Below are 15,246 nucleotides of genomic sequence, written 5' to 3'. Positions count from 1 at the left end.
GCCCCCGGGCGGTCCGGCCAGGCCGGCCGTGTCAGGCCTGGCCGGACTCCAGCACTTCCAATGCGTAGGCCAGGTCCTGCGGGTACTCGCTGCTGACCGTAACCCGCTCCCCCGTCACAGGGTGGTCGAAGGCGAGTTGACGGGCGTGCAGCCACTGCCGGGTCAATCCCAGGGTGGCGGCCAGGCGGGGATCGGCGCCGTAGGTCAGGTCACCGGCGCAGGGGTGCCGGAGCGCGGAGAAATGGACACGGATCTGGTGCGTGCGGCCCGTTTCGAGGTGGACCTCCACCAGGCTGGCCTTGCCGAACGCCTCCAGGACTTCGTAATGGGTCACGGAGGGGCGCCCGTCCTCGATGACGGCGAAACGCCAGTCGTGCCCGGGGTGGCGGCCGATCGGGGCGTCGATGGTTCCGGTCAAGGGATCAGGCAGGCCCTGCACCACGGCGTGGTAAACCTTGTCCACGGTGCGCTCCTTGAAGGCACGCTTGAGGGCTGTGTAGGCGCGCTCGGATTTGGCCACCACCATCACCCCGGAGGTGCCGACGTCGAGCCGGTGGACGATTCCGGCACGCTCCGGGGCACCCGAGGTGGAGATGCGGTACCCGGCGGCGGCAAGGCCGCCCACCACAGTCGGCCCCACCCAGCCCGGTGAGGGATGGGCCGCCACGCCCACGGGTTTGTCGACGACGACGAAATCGTCGTCATCGAGCAGGATATTCAGGCCTTCCACGGCTTCCTCCACGACTTCAAGCGGGTCCCGCCGTTCCGGGACGGTGACCTCCAGGGTGTCCCCGGTGACGAGTTTTGCCGACTTGCCCAGGGCCTTGCCCCGGTTGAGTACGTGGCCGTCGGCAAGCAGGGAGGCGGCGACGGACCGCGAGACGCCCAGGATCCCGGCCAGGCCGGCATCAGCACGTGCCCCGCCGTACTCTTCGGGGATAACCACGTGGTCAGTCATGGCCGGCCGTGTCCTTGTGTGCGCTCCCCAGCCGCGTTCCGTCCAGGGCGATCCCGCGGATGGTCAGGATGCAGATGATGGCGACGGCGGACACGACGGCGGAGTCGGCAATGTTGAAGATCGCGAAATTGGGGAGCTGGATGAAGTCCACCACGTGTCCCATGCCGAAGGACGGTTCACGGAAGAGCCGGTCGGTAAGGTTGCCCAGCGCCCCGCCCAGCAGCAGGCCCAGGGCCAGGGACCACCAGGCGGAGCCCAGCCGGCGGACCTGGAACAGGATGGCGATGGCGACACCGGCCATGATGATCGAAAACACCCAGGTGACGTTCTCGCCGATGGAGAAGGCAGCCCCGGAGTTCCGGATGAAGTACCAGTGCAGCAGTGGGGGCAGGACCGGGATCCGCTCCCCTTCCACCATGGTGGACGTGACCCAGAGTTTGGTCAGCTGGTCCAGGACGTAGGCGAAGACCGCGAACCCCGCGAAGAGGGACAGCAGCACCGCCCGGCGGGGGCGCGGCGAAGGTGGGACAGGGCGTGCCGCATCGGCGGCAAGTTCGTCAGTCATGGTGCTTTCAATTCGTGGAACTTGGGTGTGAATGCCAAAAGCCGGTGGCCGAGGAATCCTCAGCCACCGGCTTTCAGAATACGTGCTGCCAGCCTTAGTTGGCTTCGCTGACTTCCGGGGTCGCGACGGAGCCGCGGGCATCCAGGTCGCGGAGCTGGCCTTCGATGTAGGCCTTGAGGCGTGAACGGTAATCGCGTTCGAAGCCGCGGAGCTGCTCCACCTTGCGTTCCAGGACGGAGCGCTGCTGTTCCAGGGCACCGAGGATCTTGCGGGACTTTTCCTGCGCGTCGTTGACGAGGCTGCTGGCTTCGATCTGCGCTTCGGCGATGATCTTGTCCTTCTGGGCCTGGCCGTCGGCGACGTGGCGGTCATGCATCTGCTGTGCCATGGCCAGCAGGCCGGCGGCGGATTCAGCAGAAGGCGTGGCAACAGCGGCGGGCGCGGCCGGTGCAGCTGCAGCCGGGGCGGCCGGCTGGACGTCCTTCTTCTTGCTGGCTTCGGCTGCCTTGGCCTCTGCCTCTGCCTTCTCGCGGGCTTCGTCCTTGTCGGACTTGGCCGGCGCGGGGACCTTCTCCACCACGGGAGCGGCGGCAGAGCTTGCCGGAACGCTGGAACCTGCTTCGGCGAGCTTCTTGCGGAGCTCGTCGTTTTCCTGGTTCAGGCGGCGGAGTTCGACGACGATTTCGTCCAGGAAGTCGTCAACTTCGTCCTGGTCATAGCCCTCACGGAACTTGGTGGGCTGAAAGCGCTTGTTGACAACGTCTTCTGGCGTCAAAGCCATCTGGTCACCTCACTGGTCTGGTTAGTCAGTAGGCCTTCCGGCCGTCAAAACTAAGGTACCTAAATTTGGTCTGCTTACTCTAATTCAACACTGCGGTGTCAAACGGGAGGTTTCTTCGCTTTACAGTAGCCGTTCCGGGAGGGAACAGGCTGCATTGCTGGGCCTGGCGGAAAAATCAGGCCAGTCCCCTGGTGACGTTCATGGCGATACTGACGCCGATGAACAGGATCAGGAAGCCCAGGTCCAGGGAGACTCCGCCAAGCCGCAGCGGCGGGATCAGCCGCCGCAGGCCCTTCAGTGGAGGGTCCGTGATGGAGTAGACGGCGTGCGCTGCCACCAGCGCAGCGCCCCGGGGCCGCCATTCCCTTGCGAACATCTGTACCCAGTCGAACACCAGGCGGATGATGAGGGCCACGAAGAACAGCAGCAGGGCGAGATAGAGAAGTCCGAAAACAATTCCCATGACTTATTTCATATCTCCATATTCATGCGGGCCGGCCCTGGCGGCGGCCGCTGTCGTACTGCTGTTGTCTTGTCTATTTCAGCACAGATGCCAGACAGGTGTCCCTGCCTGGCATCTGTGAACAGCCTGCGGTGCTTAGCTTTGGTTGAAGAAGCTGGCCTGCGTGTCGCTGACCTTCTTGTCGTCACCAATCACTTCGACGTAGGACGGTGAGAGCAGGAACACCTTGTTGGTGACCCGTTCGATGCTTCCGCGCAGGCCGAAAACCAGCCCTGCCGAGAAGTCCACCAGGCGCTTGGCGTCGGCCTCACCCATGTCCGTGACGTTCATGATCACCGGAATACCATCCCGGAAGCTCTCGCCGATGAGCTTGGCATCGTTGTAGGAGCGGGGATGGATGGTGGTGATCTGGCGCAGGCCGGTGTTCTCTTCACGGCTCGAGGCCGCACGCTTTATGGGGGTCACAGGGGCGCGGTATTCCTCTTCAGGGGCGTAGGACGCCTCGCGGCTGACTTCGCGGACCGGCGCCGGGGCACGGCGTTCTTCGCGGTCGACTTCCATCGGTTCGTCCTCATCCTTACGTGTGGTCTGTTGCTCGGGCTCGTAATGCTCATCGCCGTCGGCGAGCCCAAGATAGATCATTGTCTTGCGCAGAGCGCCGGCCATGGTCGACTCCTAATCGTGTCCCGTAAGCGGGCCGCCCAATGATTTGACAGCACTGGAGTCCCCCGCCCATCACTTCCAATAGGACCGACGCTACCCCACGGCAGGACGGGAACCGAGAATATCGGAACCGATTCGCAGGTGTGTCGCCCCGAACTTGATGGCAGCCTCCAGGTCCTGGCTCATACCGGCTGAGATGGCACCGGCACCGGGGTGCGCCGCCACCAGCAGTGCGGAAACGGCTGCCAGTTTTTCGAACGCCGGCCCGGGCGGGGCGCCCAGCGGAGCCACTGCCATGACGCCTGCCAGCTTGAGGCCATCGGCACCGGCAATCCGCTCTGCCAGGAGTGGCACGTCGGCGGGTGCTGCCCCGCCGCGGTGCGTGCCGCCGTCGTCGTCGTCCAGGCTTACCTGGATGAAGCACTCCAGCTGGGCACGCCCACTGGAATCCATCTCGTTCCGCACGGCCTTCGCCAGGGCGTCCACCAGCTGCGGCCGGTCCACCGAATGGACGGCGGCCGCGTAGCGCGCCACGGACCTGGCCTTCTTTGTCTGCAGCTGGCCCACAAAGTGCCACCCCAGCTTTAGGTCGGCGAGCTCCAGCGCCTTGGCGGCAGCTTCCTGGTCCCGGTTCTCGCCCACATCCGTGACACCGAGGGCGGCCAGGCGCCGGATGTCAGCAGCCGGGTGGAACTTGGTGACCACGATCAGCGAGGGAAGGTTGCCACTGCGGCCCGCTTCGCCGGCCGCTGCGGCGATCCGCTTCCGCACCACGGCGAGCCTGTCGGCGAGTTCTGCGCTGCGGGGATCACGTTCCGGCTGGTCGTCCGGCCGCTCAACCATGGCACCAGACCAATCCGGCGAAGCGGCCCGTGTTCCGGTCCCGGCGGTACGAGTACAGCGAGTCCGTTTCCAGGGTGCAGCCGCCCGCATATTCCACCTGCACCCCCGCAGCCTCCAACTGCGCCCGGGCACCGGCGGGCAGGTCCAGCGCCGGCGTGCCCCAGGCGGTGGTGCTCCGGGTTGCCGGAACCAGGGCTGACACCTCAGCGCGCAGGGCGTCGGGGACTTCGTAGCAGGAACCGCATATCGACGGACCCAGCCAGGCCCGGATACGGGCGGCGCCCAGGGACTTCATGCTGTCCACGGCGGCCGGCAGGACGCCGTTGGCGATCCCGGGGCGGCCGGCATGCGCGGCGGCAAGGACGGGTCCGTTCCCGGACTCCCCCGCCAGCAGCACCGGAATGCAGTCCGCCACCATGACAGCCAGGGGCAAACCGCGGGACACCATGGCGTCGGCTTCGGGCGCAGGTGACCCGGCGTCCATGATGGCCACGGTATTGCCGTGGACCTGGTTCATGAAGCGCAGCGAGCCGGGGGCCGCGGCTATGGACTCTTCCAGTCTGGACCGGCGCTCCCGGACCGCGGCGGGATCATCCCCCACGTGCAGGGCAAGGTTTCCCGCTCGCGTGTCGGTGAATGCGGCCGACACCCCGGGAAGGATGTCGGCGCGCCAATGGAACAATCCGCTGCCTACTTCAGGAAGTCGGGAACATCCAGGTCATCCGGGTGCGATCCGGTCAGGTCCGGCTCCACCACGGAGGGCAGGTCCACGTCGAAGCCGGAGTCAGCGGGAACGGCCTGCGGACGCTGCTGCCCCCAGTTGCTCAGTCCCGCGGCGCCAACACCAGCGTGGATCGGCTGCACGTTCTGCTGGTGGTTTCCGTTGTTCGAGTGGGCCGAGGCGGGAGCAGCAGCAGGGGCAGCGGGCCGCTGGGGCGCGGCCTGCGGCTGGGACTGGTCCATGGAGGGTGAGGTGGCCTTGACGTCGTCGAAGCCTGCAGCGATCACAGTGACGCGTGCTTCATCACCCAGGGCGTCGTCAATGACGGCACCGAAGATGATGTTCGCCTCGGGGTGGGCCACTTCCTGCACCAGGCGGGCGGCCTCGTTGATTTCGAACAGGCCAAGGTCCGAACCGCCCTGGATGGACAGCAGCACGCCATGGGCGCCATCGATGGACGCTTCGAGCAGCGGTGAGGCGATGGCGAGTTCCGCGGCCTTCACGGCGCGGTCTTCGCCACGCGCGGAGCCAATGCCCATGAGGGCCGAGCCTGCACCCTGCATGACCGACTTGACGTCAGCGAAGTCAAGGTTGATCAGGCCCGGGGTGGTGATGAGGTCGGTGATGCCCTGGACACCGGAGAGCAGGACCTGGTCGGCGGAGCGGAACGCGTCAAGGACGGACACGTTGCGGTCGCTGATGGACAGCAGGCGGTCGTTGGGGATCACGATCAGCGTGTCCACTTCGTCGCGCAGCGCATCGATGCCTGCCTCGGCCGAACCGGCGCGGCGGCGGCCTTCGAAGGTGAACGGACGGGTGACCACGCCAATGGTCAGGGCGCCCAGCGAGCGGGCGATGCGGGCTACGACGGGTGCGCCGCCGGTACCCGTGCCGCCGCCCTCGCCGGCGGTAACGAAGACCATGTCGGCGCCGCGGAGGACTTCCTCGATCTCGTCCGCGTGGTCCTCGGCGGCCTGCTTGCCCACCTCGGGGTTGGCACCGGCACCGAGGCCACGGGTCAGCTCGCGTCCGACGTCGAGCTTCACGTCGGCGTCGCTCATGAGCAGGGCCTGGGCGTCGGTGTTGATGGCGATGAATTCAACACCCCTGAGGCCGACCTCGATCATGCGGTTGACTGCGTTCACGCCACCGCCGCCGATGCCGACGACTTTGATGACGGCCAAGTAATTCTGCGGAGCTGCCACGTTACGTGTCCCTTGTTCGTGTCTTATTGCGAAAACTGATGGAGAGCTTGAAGGCTGAAACCTTAACCTTCGAGTTGAAGGTTATAGTTATGTCAAGTAACTCTTGTCTGTGACGGTATTTCCTCTGGTTCCGACATTCAATAACCGGGTCCGCGTGTCGGATTAATACCGGGAAAGAAAGCGCTCAGCGCGTCACGGGGTGCCGGGGCACACTGACATCGTAGACCCTGACCGGGTTCTTGGGGTCCACCGGAGCCTTGAGTAGGGCGGCCAGGACCTTGGCCTTAAGTTCCTTCTCCGAGGCGTTGCCCCACACGATCGTCTGGCCATCAACCAGCTTGAGCTCCACGGCATCCACGGACTGCGCCGACGCATTGGACAGCTTGGCCAGGATGTCGGCCGGAAGCGCACCCAGCACTGCCGCGGTGGCGCGGAACAGGTCCTGGCCGATCGCGCCGGCACCGCCATCGATGACCGGAAGCGACGCCGACGCCGGATCGTCCGTGGTTGCCAGCTGGACGCCGTCGACGTCCACCAGCTGGTACTGCTCCCCCTGCTTGACCAAGGCCACCGGCACCCGCTCATGCACGGCAACGGCGAGGGTGGATGGCGGCCGCGCCTCGACTGATATGGATTTGACCTGGACCAGGGACCCGAGGAGGCCCCGCACGTCGTCGTCGCTGATCTGGGGCAGCGGCTTGCCGCGCAGGGGTTCGAGCGCCGCCTGCACTTGGGCAGGCGCCACGAAGTGCGTCCCCGTGACCGAAATGGTCTGTAAGGCCAGGACCGGTGAGTAAATGGCGGCGGCCAGCAGTCCCGCCACCAGCGACAGCACTGTTCCAGCGGCGAGCAGGACTTTCTTCCTGCGGCGCCGCCCTTTGGGCTCGGGAAAGGCCAGGACCGTTGCGCCGGAGGGCTTTTCCACCTTCGCCTGCTTGGGCGCCGACGGCTCCGGGATGCTGCGGGATGCCGTAATAACGTCAGAACCGGAGGTGCCCTTTGGGGATGTGGCGGCCCGCGCCGCTGTTTCCGTGTTGTCCGCGGCCGGCGCGTCGGGGCGGACACTCCGCTTGGGCGGGGCGTAGGTGGGCCGGCGGGAGCTAGGCACGCAGCGCCTCCACGATCAGCGGGCCGTAGGCTGTGACGTCACCCGCGCCGACGGTGAGCACCACATCGCCGTCCGCCGCGGCTTCGGCCAGGGTCCCGACGGCGTCGGACGCCGCAGTGAGCCGCCCGCCTGCGGCGAGGTGGTCTGCAATGAGCTGGCTGGTGACGCCCGGAATGGGGTCCTCCCTGGCGGGGTAGATGTCCAGGACCAGTGCGGTATCGGCAAGGTTGAGGGCGTCCGCGAACTGCTCCGCAAACTCCCGGGTACGGGAGAACAGGTGCGGCTGGAACAGGACATGGACCCGGTGGCCGCCCGCTACCGAACGGGCTGCGGTAAGGGCCGCCCGGACCTCCGTGGGATGGTGGGCGTAGTCATCGAAGACCCTGACGCCTCGCGCTGATCCCTTCAGTTCGAACCTGCGTGAGGCGCCGGCGAAGTGTGCCAGGCCGGCGGCGGCTGCCGCAGGCTCCACGCCAAGTTCCAGGGCCACGGCAAACGCTGCCGCGGCATTCAGCGCGTTGTGGCGTCCGGGAACCTGCAGTGACAGCCCGTACCGGGCGCCGTCTGCCTCCACCGCAACCTGGCCGGGACCGTCGTCGTGCAGGCGTATGTCCGCAGCCGCGTTGGTGCCGTACAGCAGGACCCGCGTGTTGCTCCTCGCCCTGGTCCGCTCCGCCAGGGCCAGCGCCCCCGCGTCGTCCGCGCAGGCCACCAGGAGGCCGTCGGCCGGCAGCAGGGCAGTAAAGCGGTCGAACGACTCGTACACGGCCTCAGCCGTGCCGTAGTAGTCAAGATGGTCGGGCTCCACATTGGTCACGACGGCGATGCGGGGCCGGTAATTCAGGAAGGACCCGTCGGATTCGTCAGCCTCGGCCACGAAGATGCCGGACGTGCCGTGCGCGGCATTGACGCCCAGCGCGGGGATCGTGGCGCCCACCGCGAACGACGGGTCCAGTCCCGCCGCCTGCAGCAGGACTGTGACCATGGAGGTGGTGGTCGACTTGCCGTGGGTTCCGGCTATCGTGACCACGGTGTCATCACCCATGGTGGCCGCCAGGGCCTGGGAACGGTGCAGTACCGGCAGCCCTGACTGCCGCGCCGCCGCCAGTTCCGGATTGTCGTCCCGGATGGCCGACCCCGCCACAACAGTCTCCGCATCGCCCAGGTTGCCGGCGTCGTATCCGACGGCGATGCGCGCACCGCCCGCGGCCAGGTCCGCCATTACGGGGAGGTCCTTTGCGTCGGAGCCGCTGACCGGTACGCCTCGTGCCACCATGATGCGGGCCACGGCGGACATTCCTACTCCCCCGATACCGATGAAGTGCACCCTGCCGAGGGAGGCCAGTTGGGGGGTGGTGTGGGCGTTCATGCAGATACCGCTTCCAGGACAAGACCAGCCATGCGCTGGTCGGCGTTTCGGATACCGAGCCGGTAGGACTTCGCCTCCATGGCGGCGAGCCGGGCTTTGTCGGTAACGAGCGGGACCAGTTCCCGGGCGACCCATTCCGGCGTGAAGTCCCGGTCGGCCACCAGCACCGCGCCGCCTGCGGCCACCAGGCCCGCCGCGTTCAGTGCCTGTTCCCCGTTTCCAATGGGAAGTGGCACCAGAACTGCCGGGACGCCCACCGCGGCAACTTCGCATACCGTGGCAGCCCCGGACCGGGCCAGCAGGAGGTCGGCCGCGGCGTAGGCGTGTTCCATGCCGTCGATGTACTCCACCTGCCGGTAGCCCTTGGCGGCCAGGGGTTGGCCGGAGGGGTCAAGGACGGTCTTTCCGCGGCCGGTGACGTGGAGGGTCTGGATGCCGGCGTCTGCGAGGAGCCCGACGGAAGCGGCAACAGCCCGGTTGATGCTCTGTGCTCCTGACGATCCGCCCGTCACGATCAGGGTGGGCTGCTGGGGATCGAGCCCAAGGGCCCCGCGGGCCGCTGCCCTTGCCGCTTTCCGGTCCAGGCCGGAAATTTCCTTGCGCATTGGCATGCCCACGTGCACGGCGTTGCGGAGCGGTGTGCCCTCGAAAGCCACGGCAACCCGGCCGTTCAGGAAGGCGCCCACGCGGTTTGCCAGCCCGGGGCGGGCGTTGGCTTCATGGATCACGATGGGAATGCGGCGTTTCCGTGCCGCCAGGTACAAGGGGGTGCAGACGTAGCCGCCGACGCCAACCAGTACGTCGGCCTGCGCCCGGTCAAGGATGGCACCGGCCTGCCGGACTGCCCCGGCGAGCCGCCCCGGCAGGCGGAGCAGGTCGGCGGAGGGCCGGCGGGGAAACGGCACACGGTCGATCGTGGCCAACTGGACCCCGGCGGCGGGGACCAGCCGGGTTTCCATTCCCGATGGCGTTCCAACCGCCAGGATCGAGGCATCCGGGGCTTCGCTGCGCAGGGCCGCGGCGATGGCGAGGAGCGGGCTGATATGGCCGGCCGTGCCGCCACCTGCCAGGACGATGGAAGGGTGTGTCGGAGTCATAGGGGGTTAGGCACGCTTTCTGGAATTCTTGGGCTGTTTGTTGTCCCGCCCCGGCTTGGGCCTGAACTTCAGCATCCGTTTGGGCCGCATGGCAGGCGCCATTTGCTCGCGGGCCAGGGACAGGACCACGCCTACGGCACACAGTGACATCAGCAGTGCCGAGCCGCCATAGGAAATAAAAGGCAGCGGAACGCCGATGACCGGCATCAGGCCGGTGACCACTGACATGTTCACTGTGGCCTGTCCCAACAGCCAGACCATGATGGTGCCGGCAAGGACGCGGTGGAACATGTCTTCCTGTGCCACCACCACACGGTAGATCGCGGCGCCAAGGATGGCGAAGAGGACCAGGACGACGACGGTTCCCACCAGGCCGAGTTCCTCGCCGATGATGGCGAAGATGAAGTCGTTGTGGGCTTCGGGGATCCAGCTGTACTTTTGCCGGCTCTGCCCCAGGCCCACCCCAAGCCAGCCGCCGGAGGCAAGGCCGTACATGCCGTTGGTTGCCTGGTAGTTCGCGTCAATGCCGTCGGCACAGGACTGCCCGGTCCACCAGGAAGTGATGCGGCACATGCGGTTGGAACTGGTGACGGCCATGACGGCAGTGCCGGCGGCCGCGGCGATGCCTGCAATGCCGAAGAGGTAGAGCGGAACGCCGGCGAAGAACAGCGCAGCGGCCATGATCATCATGATGATCATGGCCGTGCCAAGGTCGTTGCCCACCAGGATCAGGACAATGACGATGGCCGCCATGGGTATGGCGGGTACGAGCACGTGCTGCCACCGGCTCAACAGCTTGCCTTTCCTCGCCAGCACCGTCGCCAGCCACAGTGCCAGGGCAAGTTTGGCCGCCTCTGAAGGCTGGAACGTGATGCCGCCAAGATCGATCCAGTTCCGGTTGCCGTTGATCTCGGTACCCACCACCTGGACCAGGCCCAGGAGCAGCACGGCTGCCCCGACGGCGGGCCATGCGAGGCGCTTCAGCCAGACGACATTGATGCGTGAGAGCACGAACATGGTGAAGATGCCGATTGCGGCGAAGACGCCCTGTTTGAGGGCGTCGCCATAGGGGGACTTCCCTGCGGCAATGGATTCAACGCTTGAGGCTGAAAGGACCATCATGATGCCAATGGCCGTCAGGGCCAGGGTGGCGCCAAGAATGAGGTAGTAGGTGGACCCGTTCCGGGACTTGCCGGTGCCCTCCAGCGCCGACCAGAACCGGCGGTACAAGGTGCGCAGCTGTGCACCGGCAGCGGCGGGCTGCCGGACGGCGGTTGAGCCGGGCCGCGGTTTGCCGCCCTTCGGCGTGGCACCCTGTTGCCGGGTGGGCGTGCTGACCATTGTTACTCCTCGCCGGTCTGGGCCTGCCCTTCCACCAGCTCGCGGACAGCGTCGATGAAAGTACCACCACGGTGAGCGTAGGAAGAGAACTGATCCATGGAAGCAGCTGCCGGAGCCATGAGCACGGTGTCGCCGGATTCGGCGAGCCGGGCCGCTGAAGCAACGGCCCAGGCCATTACCTGTTCGCCGTTGCCGGGGGTACCGGCAGGGGTGCCACCGGGCGCCGAAGCAGTCTCCACTCCTTCAGTGTCACCTGCCCCCGGTTCGATCACCGGGACATCTGGCGCGTGTCGCTGCAGGGCTTCCCGAAGGTGCGAGGTGTCGGTACCGATCAGGACAACCGCCTTGAGCCGTGCTGCGTGGTCACGGACCAGGTCGTCGTAGCTCACGCCCTTGGACAGGCCGCCGGCGATCCAGACCACCTTGCTGAAGGCCGACAGGGACGCCGACGCGGCATGGGGGTTGGTGGCTTTGGAGTCGTTGACCCACAGGACACCGTTCATCCGGGCGACGGGCTGGATGCGGTGGTCGCCGGGCACGTAGTCGAGGATGCCCTGCCGGACGGCCTTGGCGTCCACGCCGTAGGCGCGCACCAGGCCTGCAGCTGCAAGGGCGTTGGCCACCATGTGTCGGGGGGCCAGCGGGCCGAGGTCGGCCATCGAGGCAAGCTCCGCTGCGCTGTCCCGGCGTTCTTCGATGAAGGCCCGGTCCACCAGCAGCCCCTCGACGACACCGAGCATGCTGATGGCGGGCGTCAGGGTGGTGAAGGCAACGGCGCGGCAGCCTTCCACCACGTCGGCGTTTTCCACCATGCGCTCGGTTTCCACCTGCTCGGCGTTGTAGATGCAGGCTTTCTGGGTGCGCTCGTAGACCTTTGCCTTGTCGGCCAGGTAGGAATCGTAGGAGCCGTGCCAGTCGACGTGGTCTTCGCCGACGTTGAGGCAGACGCTCGCCACCGGCGAGACGGATTCCGCCCAGTGCAACTGGAAGCTGGACAGCTCCACCGCGAAGACGTCATAGTCCACCGGATCGCGGAGGGCATCAAGGATCGGGGTCCCTACGTTGCCGACGGCGATCGCCTTAAGTCCGGCGGCCCGCAGCATCGATTCTGTGAGGCCCACAGTGGTGGTCTTGCCGTTGGTGCCGGTGATGGCCAGCCAGTCCGCCGTCTTCCGGCCTTCCCTGACCCTTACCCGCCAGGCAAGTTCGACGTCGCCCCAGACCGGGATGTGCGCCCGTGCCGCTGCGGCAAGCAGCGCCTGGTCCGGCCGCCAGCCCGGCGAGGTCACGATCAGTTCCGGAAGTTCGCCATCGATCCTTGGCAGGTGGGCCACCGCGTCCGGGCCCAGCAGGACATCGGCGGCGCCCACGATCTTCAGGGTGTCGGCATGTGCGCGGGCTGTGTCGCTGGTGGCGGCATCCACCACCACCACGCGGGCACCGAGCTCGATCAGGGTGTCCGCGGCGGCAAATCCGGACACGCCGATACCCGTCACGGCGACGCGCAGGCCGGCCCAGTCAGAGTCCCAGGAAACGAGGTTTGCCAGGCGCGGGGAAACAGTCACAGCAGTACAACCCATTCAGCGTAGAAAATGCCAAGGCCCGCAGCGACGAAAAGTCCGCCCAGAATCCAGAACCTGACCACGACGGTCACTTCGGCCCAGCCCTTCAGCTCGAAGTGGTGCTGCAGAGGCGCCATCTTGAACACGCGTTTCCCGCCGGTTGCCTTGAAGTAGCCCACCTGGATGATGACGGACAGCGTGATCAGCACGAAGAGGCCACCCACGATGCCAAGCAGCAGTTCGGTGCGGGACAAGATGGCAAATCCGGCCACGGCCCCGCCGATGGCCAGCGATCCGGTGTCGCCCATGAAGATTTTTGCCGGTGACGTGTTCCACCACAGGAAGCCCACCAGCGCGGCGCTGAGGATGGCGGCCAGGAGGGCCAGGTCCAGGGGGTCCCTGACCAGGTAGCAGCCGCTGCCGGCTTCCCGGGGGGAACCGCAGGCCTGGTTGCTCTGCCAGATGCCCATGAGGGTGTAGGCGCCGAACACCATGATGGAAGCTCCGGCGGCGAGGCCGTCCAGTCCGTCGGTGAGGTTGACGCCGTTGGTGGCGGCGGTGACGATCAGGTTGGACCAGATCACGAACAGCACCGCGCCCAGGACGGTGCCGCCAAAGGCAAGGTCGAGCCAGGGCACGTCCCGGACGAGCGAGATCTTTGTTGACGCAGGGGTCAGCCCGGCGTGGTTGGGGAAGTTCAAAGCGAGGATGGCGAAGATGATGCCGACGGCTGCCTGGAGGATGAGCTTTGCCTTGGCGTTCAGGCCAAGGCTCCGCTGCCGGGAAATCTTGATGAAATCATCCAGGAAGCCCACCAGGCCCATGCCAACCATGAGGAACAGCAGGATGAGGGCCGAGGCCGAGGGACCGGGGGAATCAGGGTTCATCATCAGCATGATGAGGTGGGTGATCCCATAGCTCAGCAGGACCGCAGCCACCACCACGGTGCCGCCCATGGTGGGCGTTCCGCGCTTGGTGTGGTGCGATGTGGGGCCGTCGTCACGGATGAACTGGCCGTAGCCGCGGCGCACCAGCAAGCGGATGAACAGCGGGGTGCCCACCAGGGCAAAGAGGAGGGCAAGGCCTGCGCCGATCAGCAGAGCAATCACAGCAGAGTGCTCCTTTCGTCGGCAGGGGTCGGGGCTGGGGGTAATGCTATCCGATCGCCCAAGTGGCGAAGTCCCACGCTGTTGGAGGACTTGAACAGCACCAGGTCACCTGGCTGGAGTTCCGCGTCAAGGACGTCGTAGGCCTCATCGAGCGTTTCCGCGAAGAGGCATTCGTCGCCCCAGGATCCCTCCTGCACTGCGGAGACGTAGAGGGCCCGCGCTTCCCGGCCCACCACCAGCAGCCGCGAGATGTTGAGCCGCACTACCTGGGTTCCCACGGCGGTGTGCTCGCGGATGGAGTCGTTGCCCAGTTCCAGCATGGCACCGAGCACGGCCCAGGTTCGGCGTCCCCGGCCAAGATCGGCGAGGGTGCGCAGGGCGGCGCGCATTGATTCCGGGTTGGCGTTGTAGGCATCGTTAATGATGGTGACGCCGTCCGGCCGCTCCGTGCGTTCCATGCGCCAACGGCTGGCGGCAGCCTGGTTGCCCAGGGACTGGGCGATGTGGTCTCCCGGGACGCCCGCAGCCCAGGCGGCCGCTGCGGCTGCCAGCAGGTTACCCGTGTGGTGCGCTCCAATGAGCTTGCTGCTGACGTGCCGGGGCGCGGCCCCGTCGGGCAGCAGGAGGTCGAATTCGGGGCCGCCTCCGGTGTTGGTGTCGGCGTTCAGGGCCTGCACCTGTGCGTCCGGGCGGCCTTCCGCGGAAAAGCCGAGGACCGTGGCATGGGTGCGGCTGCGCATGGCTGCTACGCGTTCGTCGTCAAGGTTGATGATGGCGGTCCCCCCGGCCGTGAGGCCCTCCACCATTTCCCCCTTGGCCAGTGCGATGTTTTCCACTCCGCCGAACTCGCCGGCGTGGGCGGTACCCACTGCGAGGACGACGCCGATGTCCGGTTTGACCATCTCTGCGAGGTAGCGGATGTGGCCGATGCCGGTGGCCCCCATCTCGATAACCAGGTAGCGGGTGTCGGTGCCTGCCCGGAAAACCGTGAGCGGGACGCCCACCTCGCCGTTGTAGGAACCTTTGGGTGCCACGGTGTTGCCCTGCGTCGCCAGGATGCCGGCAAGCAGGTCCTTGGTGGTGGTCTTGCCGGCCGAACCGGTAATGCCGACGACCGTCAGCTGGCTGCCGGCTTCAGCACGGGCGGCGCGGATGCGGCGGACTGCTTCGGCGGCGAGGGCCCCCATCGCCAGGACGGCGTCGGCCACCACGATTGACGGGCGGGCAGTACCGTTAGGGCCGGCCACGGGACGCTCGACCAGGGCCAGGACCGCACCGGCAGCGAAGGCCGCGTCAATGAAATCGTGGCCATCGGCCTGCTCGCCCGGCTTCGCGACGTACAGCGAACCCTGGGTGGCTTCGCGTGAATCCGTCACCACCGAGAGGGGCGTAATTCCGGGATCGGCGTCCAGGCGCCCGCTGGTGATTTCGGCGATTTCCGCCGCAGTAAATGCAATCATC

15 protein-coding genes are annotated in these 15,246 nt (G+C 66.7%); all 15 read right to left on the bottom strand.

Features of this window, described 5'->3' with window-relative positions:
* Positions 1–31: 31 nt before the first annotated feature.
* The 15 genes from NIBR502770_RS05280 to murF all read right to left on the bottom strand — a co-directional run bounded on the left by NIBR502770_RS05280 (position 32) and on the right by murF (position 15,245).
* Positions 32–958 carry an RluA family pseudouridine synthase gene (locus NIBR502770_RS05280; protein ID WP_141160840.1) on the bottom strand — a complete coding sequence of 309 codons (927 nt, stop codon included), beginning with the start codon at positions 956–958 and terminating at the stop codon, positions 32–34.
* Positions 951–1,523, bottom strand: a complete 573-nt coding sequence (lspA, locus tag NIBR502770_RS05275) for a signal peptidase II (RefSeq protein ID WP_141160841.1) — start codon at positions 1,521–1,523, stop codon at positions 951–953. The genes NIBR502770_RS05280 and lspA overlap by 8 nt, the downstream gene beginning before the upstream one ends.
* Before the next feature lie 94 nt (positions 1,524–1,617).
* Complete coding sequence (locus tag NIBR502770_RS05270; RefSeq protein WP_141181244.1) at positions 1,618–2,304, bottom strand: DivIVA domain-containing protein; 687 nt, start codon at positions 2,302–2,304, stop codon at positions 1,618–1,620.
* Between the two features lie 175 nt (positions 2,305–2,479).
* The gene (locus NIBR502770_RS05265) at positions 2,480–2,767 is read right to left on the bottom strand and encodes a YggT family protein (protein ID WP_141160843.1); all 288 of its coding nucleotides are present in this window, start codon (positions 2,765–2,767) and stop codon (positions 2,480–2,482) included.
* Between the two features lie 135 nt (positions 2,768–2,902).
* On the bottom strand, positions 2,903–3,433 hold the full coding sequence (locus NIBR502770_RS05260) for a cell division protein SepF (RefSeq protein WP_141181243.1): 531 nt from the start codon (positions 3,431–3,433) through the stop codon (positions 2,903–2,905).
* Between the two features lie 90 nt (positions 3,434–3,523).
* The gene (locus NIBR502770_RS05255; RefSeq protein ID WP_141181242.1) at positions 3,524–4,273 is read right to left on the bottom strand and encodes a YggS family pyridoxal phosphate-dependent enzyme; all 750 of its coding nucleotides are present in this window, start codon (positions 4,271–4,273) and stop codon (positions 3,524–3,526) included.
* Positions 4,266–4,955, bottom strand: a complete 690-nt coding sequence (locus NIBR502770_RS05250; protein WP_141181241.1) for a polyphenol oxidase family protein — start codon at positions 4,953–4,955, stop codon at positions 4,266–4,268. Before NIBR502770_RS05250 ends, NIBR502770_RS05255 begins: the two co-directional genes overlap by 8 nt.
* 8 nt (positions 4,956–4,963) lie before the next feature.
* Positions 4,964–6,199 carry a cell division protein FtsZ gene (gene ftsZ / locus NIBR502770_RS05245; protein ID WP_141181240.1) on the bottom strand — a complete coding sequence of 412 codons (1,236 nt, stop codon included), beginning with the start codon at positions 6,197–6,199 and terminating at the stop codon, positions 4,964–4,966.
* 184 nt (positions 6,200–6,383) lie between these two features.
* The gene (locus tag NIBR502770_RS05240) at positions 6,384–7,307 is read right to left on the bottom strand and encodes a cell division protein FtsQ/DivIB (protein WP_141181239.1); all 924 of its coding nucleotides are present in this window, start codon (positions 7,305–7,307) and stop codon (positions 6,384–6,386) included.
* Positions 7,300–8,676, bottom strand: coding sequence for a UDP-N-acetylmuramate--L-alanine ligase (murC, locus tag NIBR502770_RS05235; protein ID WP_141181238.1), 1,377 nt, complete (start codon positions 8,674–8,676; stop codon positions 7,300–7,302). The genes NIBR502770_RS05240 and murC overlap by 8 nt, the downstream gene beginning before the upstream one ends.
* Positions 8,673–9,773, bottom strand: coding sequence for an undecaprenyldiphospho-muramoylpentapeptide beta-N-acetylglucosaminyltransferase (gene murG, locus NIBR502770_RS05230; protein WP_141181237.1), 1,101 nt, complete (start codon positions 9,771–9,773; stop codon positions 8,673–8,675). Before murG ends, murC begins: the two co-directional genes overlap by 4 nt.
* A 6-nt stretch (positions 9,774–9,779) precedes the next feature.
* The gene (gene ftsW, locus NIBR502770_RS05225; RefSeq protein ID WP_141181236.1) at positions 9,780–11,114 is read right to left on the bottom strand and encodes a putative lipid II flippase FtsW; all 1,335 of its coding nucleotides are present in this window, start codon (positions 11,112–11,114) and stop codon (positions 9,780–9,782) included.
* Between the two features lie 2 nt (positions 11,115–11,116).
* Positions 11,117–12,694 carry a UDP-N-acetylmuramoyl-L-alanine--D-glutamate ligase gene (gene murD / locus NIBR502770_RS05220; protein WP_210418916.1) on the bottom strand — a complete coding sequence of 526 codons (1,578 nt, stop codon included), beginning with the start codon at positions 12,692–12,694 and terminating at the stop codon, positions 11,117–11,119.
* Positions 12,676–13,785 carry a phospho-N-acetylmuramoyl-pentapeptide-transferase gene (mraY, locus tag NIBR502770_RS05215; protein ID WP_141181234.1) on the bottom strand — a complete coding sequence of 370 codons (1,110 nt, stop codon included), beginning with the start codon at positions 13,783–13,785 and terminating at the stop codon, positions 12,676–12,678. The genes murD and mraY overlap by 19 nt, the downstream gene beginning before the upstream one ends.
* Entirely contained in the window at positions 13,782–15,245 is a 1,464-nt protein-coding gene (murF, locus tag NIBR502770_RS05210) for a UDP-N-acetylmuramoyl-tripeptide--D-alanyl-D-alanine ligase (RefSeq protein WP_141181233.1), read from the bottom strand. The genes mraY and murF overlap by 4 nt, the downstream gene beginning before the upstream one ends.
* Position 15,246: the final 1 nt, after the last annotated feature.

It is taken from the genome of Pseudarthrobacter sp. NIBRBAC000502770 (genome assembly GCF_006517815.1).
Classification (GTDB): domain Bacteria; phylum Actinomycetota; class Actinomycetes; order Actinomycetales; family Micrococcaceae; genus Arthrobacter; species Arthrobacter niigatensis.
Note: the sequence above shows the minus strand (reverse complement) of the source record. Positions and strands in the feature narration are given on the sequence as shown.

Bases quoted from the DNA above. Each gene is read 5' to 3' on its own strand.
- NIBR502770_RS05280 (WP_141160840.1), bottom strand. From the start codon at position 958: ATGACTGACCACGTGGTTATCCCCGAAGAGTACGGCGGGGCACGTGCT.
- lspA (WP_141160841.1), bottom strand. From the start codon at position 1,523: ATGACTGACGAACTTGCCGCCGATGCGGCACGCCCTGTCCCACCTTCG.
- NIBR502770_RS05270 (WP_141181244.1), bottom strand. From the start codon at position 2,304: ATGGCTTTGACGCCAGAAGACGTTGTCAACAAGCGCTTTCAGCCCACC.
- NIBR502770_RS05265 (WP_141160843.1), bottom strand. From the start codon at position 2,767: ATGGGAATTGTTTTCGGACTTCTCTATCTCGCCCTGCTGCTGTTCTTC.
- NIBR502770_RS05260 (WP_141181243.1), bottom strand. From the start codon at position 3,433: ATGGCCGGCGCTCTGCGCAAGACAATGATCTATCTTGGGCTCGCCGAC.
- NIBR502770_RS05255 (WP_141181242.1), bottom strand. From the start codon at position 4,273: ATGGTTGAGCGGCCGGACGACCAGCCGGAACGTGATCCCCGCAGCGCA.
- murC (WP_141181238.1), bottom strand. From the start codon at position 8,676: ATGAACGCCCACACCACCCCCCAACTGGCCTCCCTCGGCAGGGTGCAC.
- murG (WP_141181237.1), bottom strand. From the start codon at position 9,773: ATGACTCCGACACACCCTTCCATCGTCCTGGCAGGTGGCGGCACGGCC.
- ftsW (WP_141181236.1), bottom strand. From the start codon at position 11,114: ATGGTCAGCACGCCCACCCGGCAACAGGGTGCCACGCCGAAGGGCGGC.
- murD (WP_210418916.1), bottom strand. From the start codon at position 12,694: ATGGGTTGTACTGCTGTGACTGTTTCCCCGCGCCTGGCAAACCTCGTT.
- murF (WP_141181233.1), bottom strand. From the start codon at position 15,245: ATGATTGCATTTACTGCGGCGGAAATCGCCGAAATCACCAGCGGGCGC.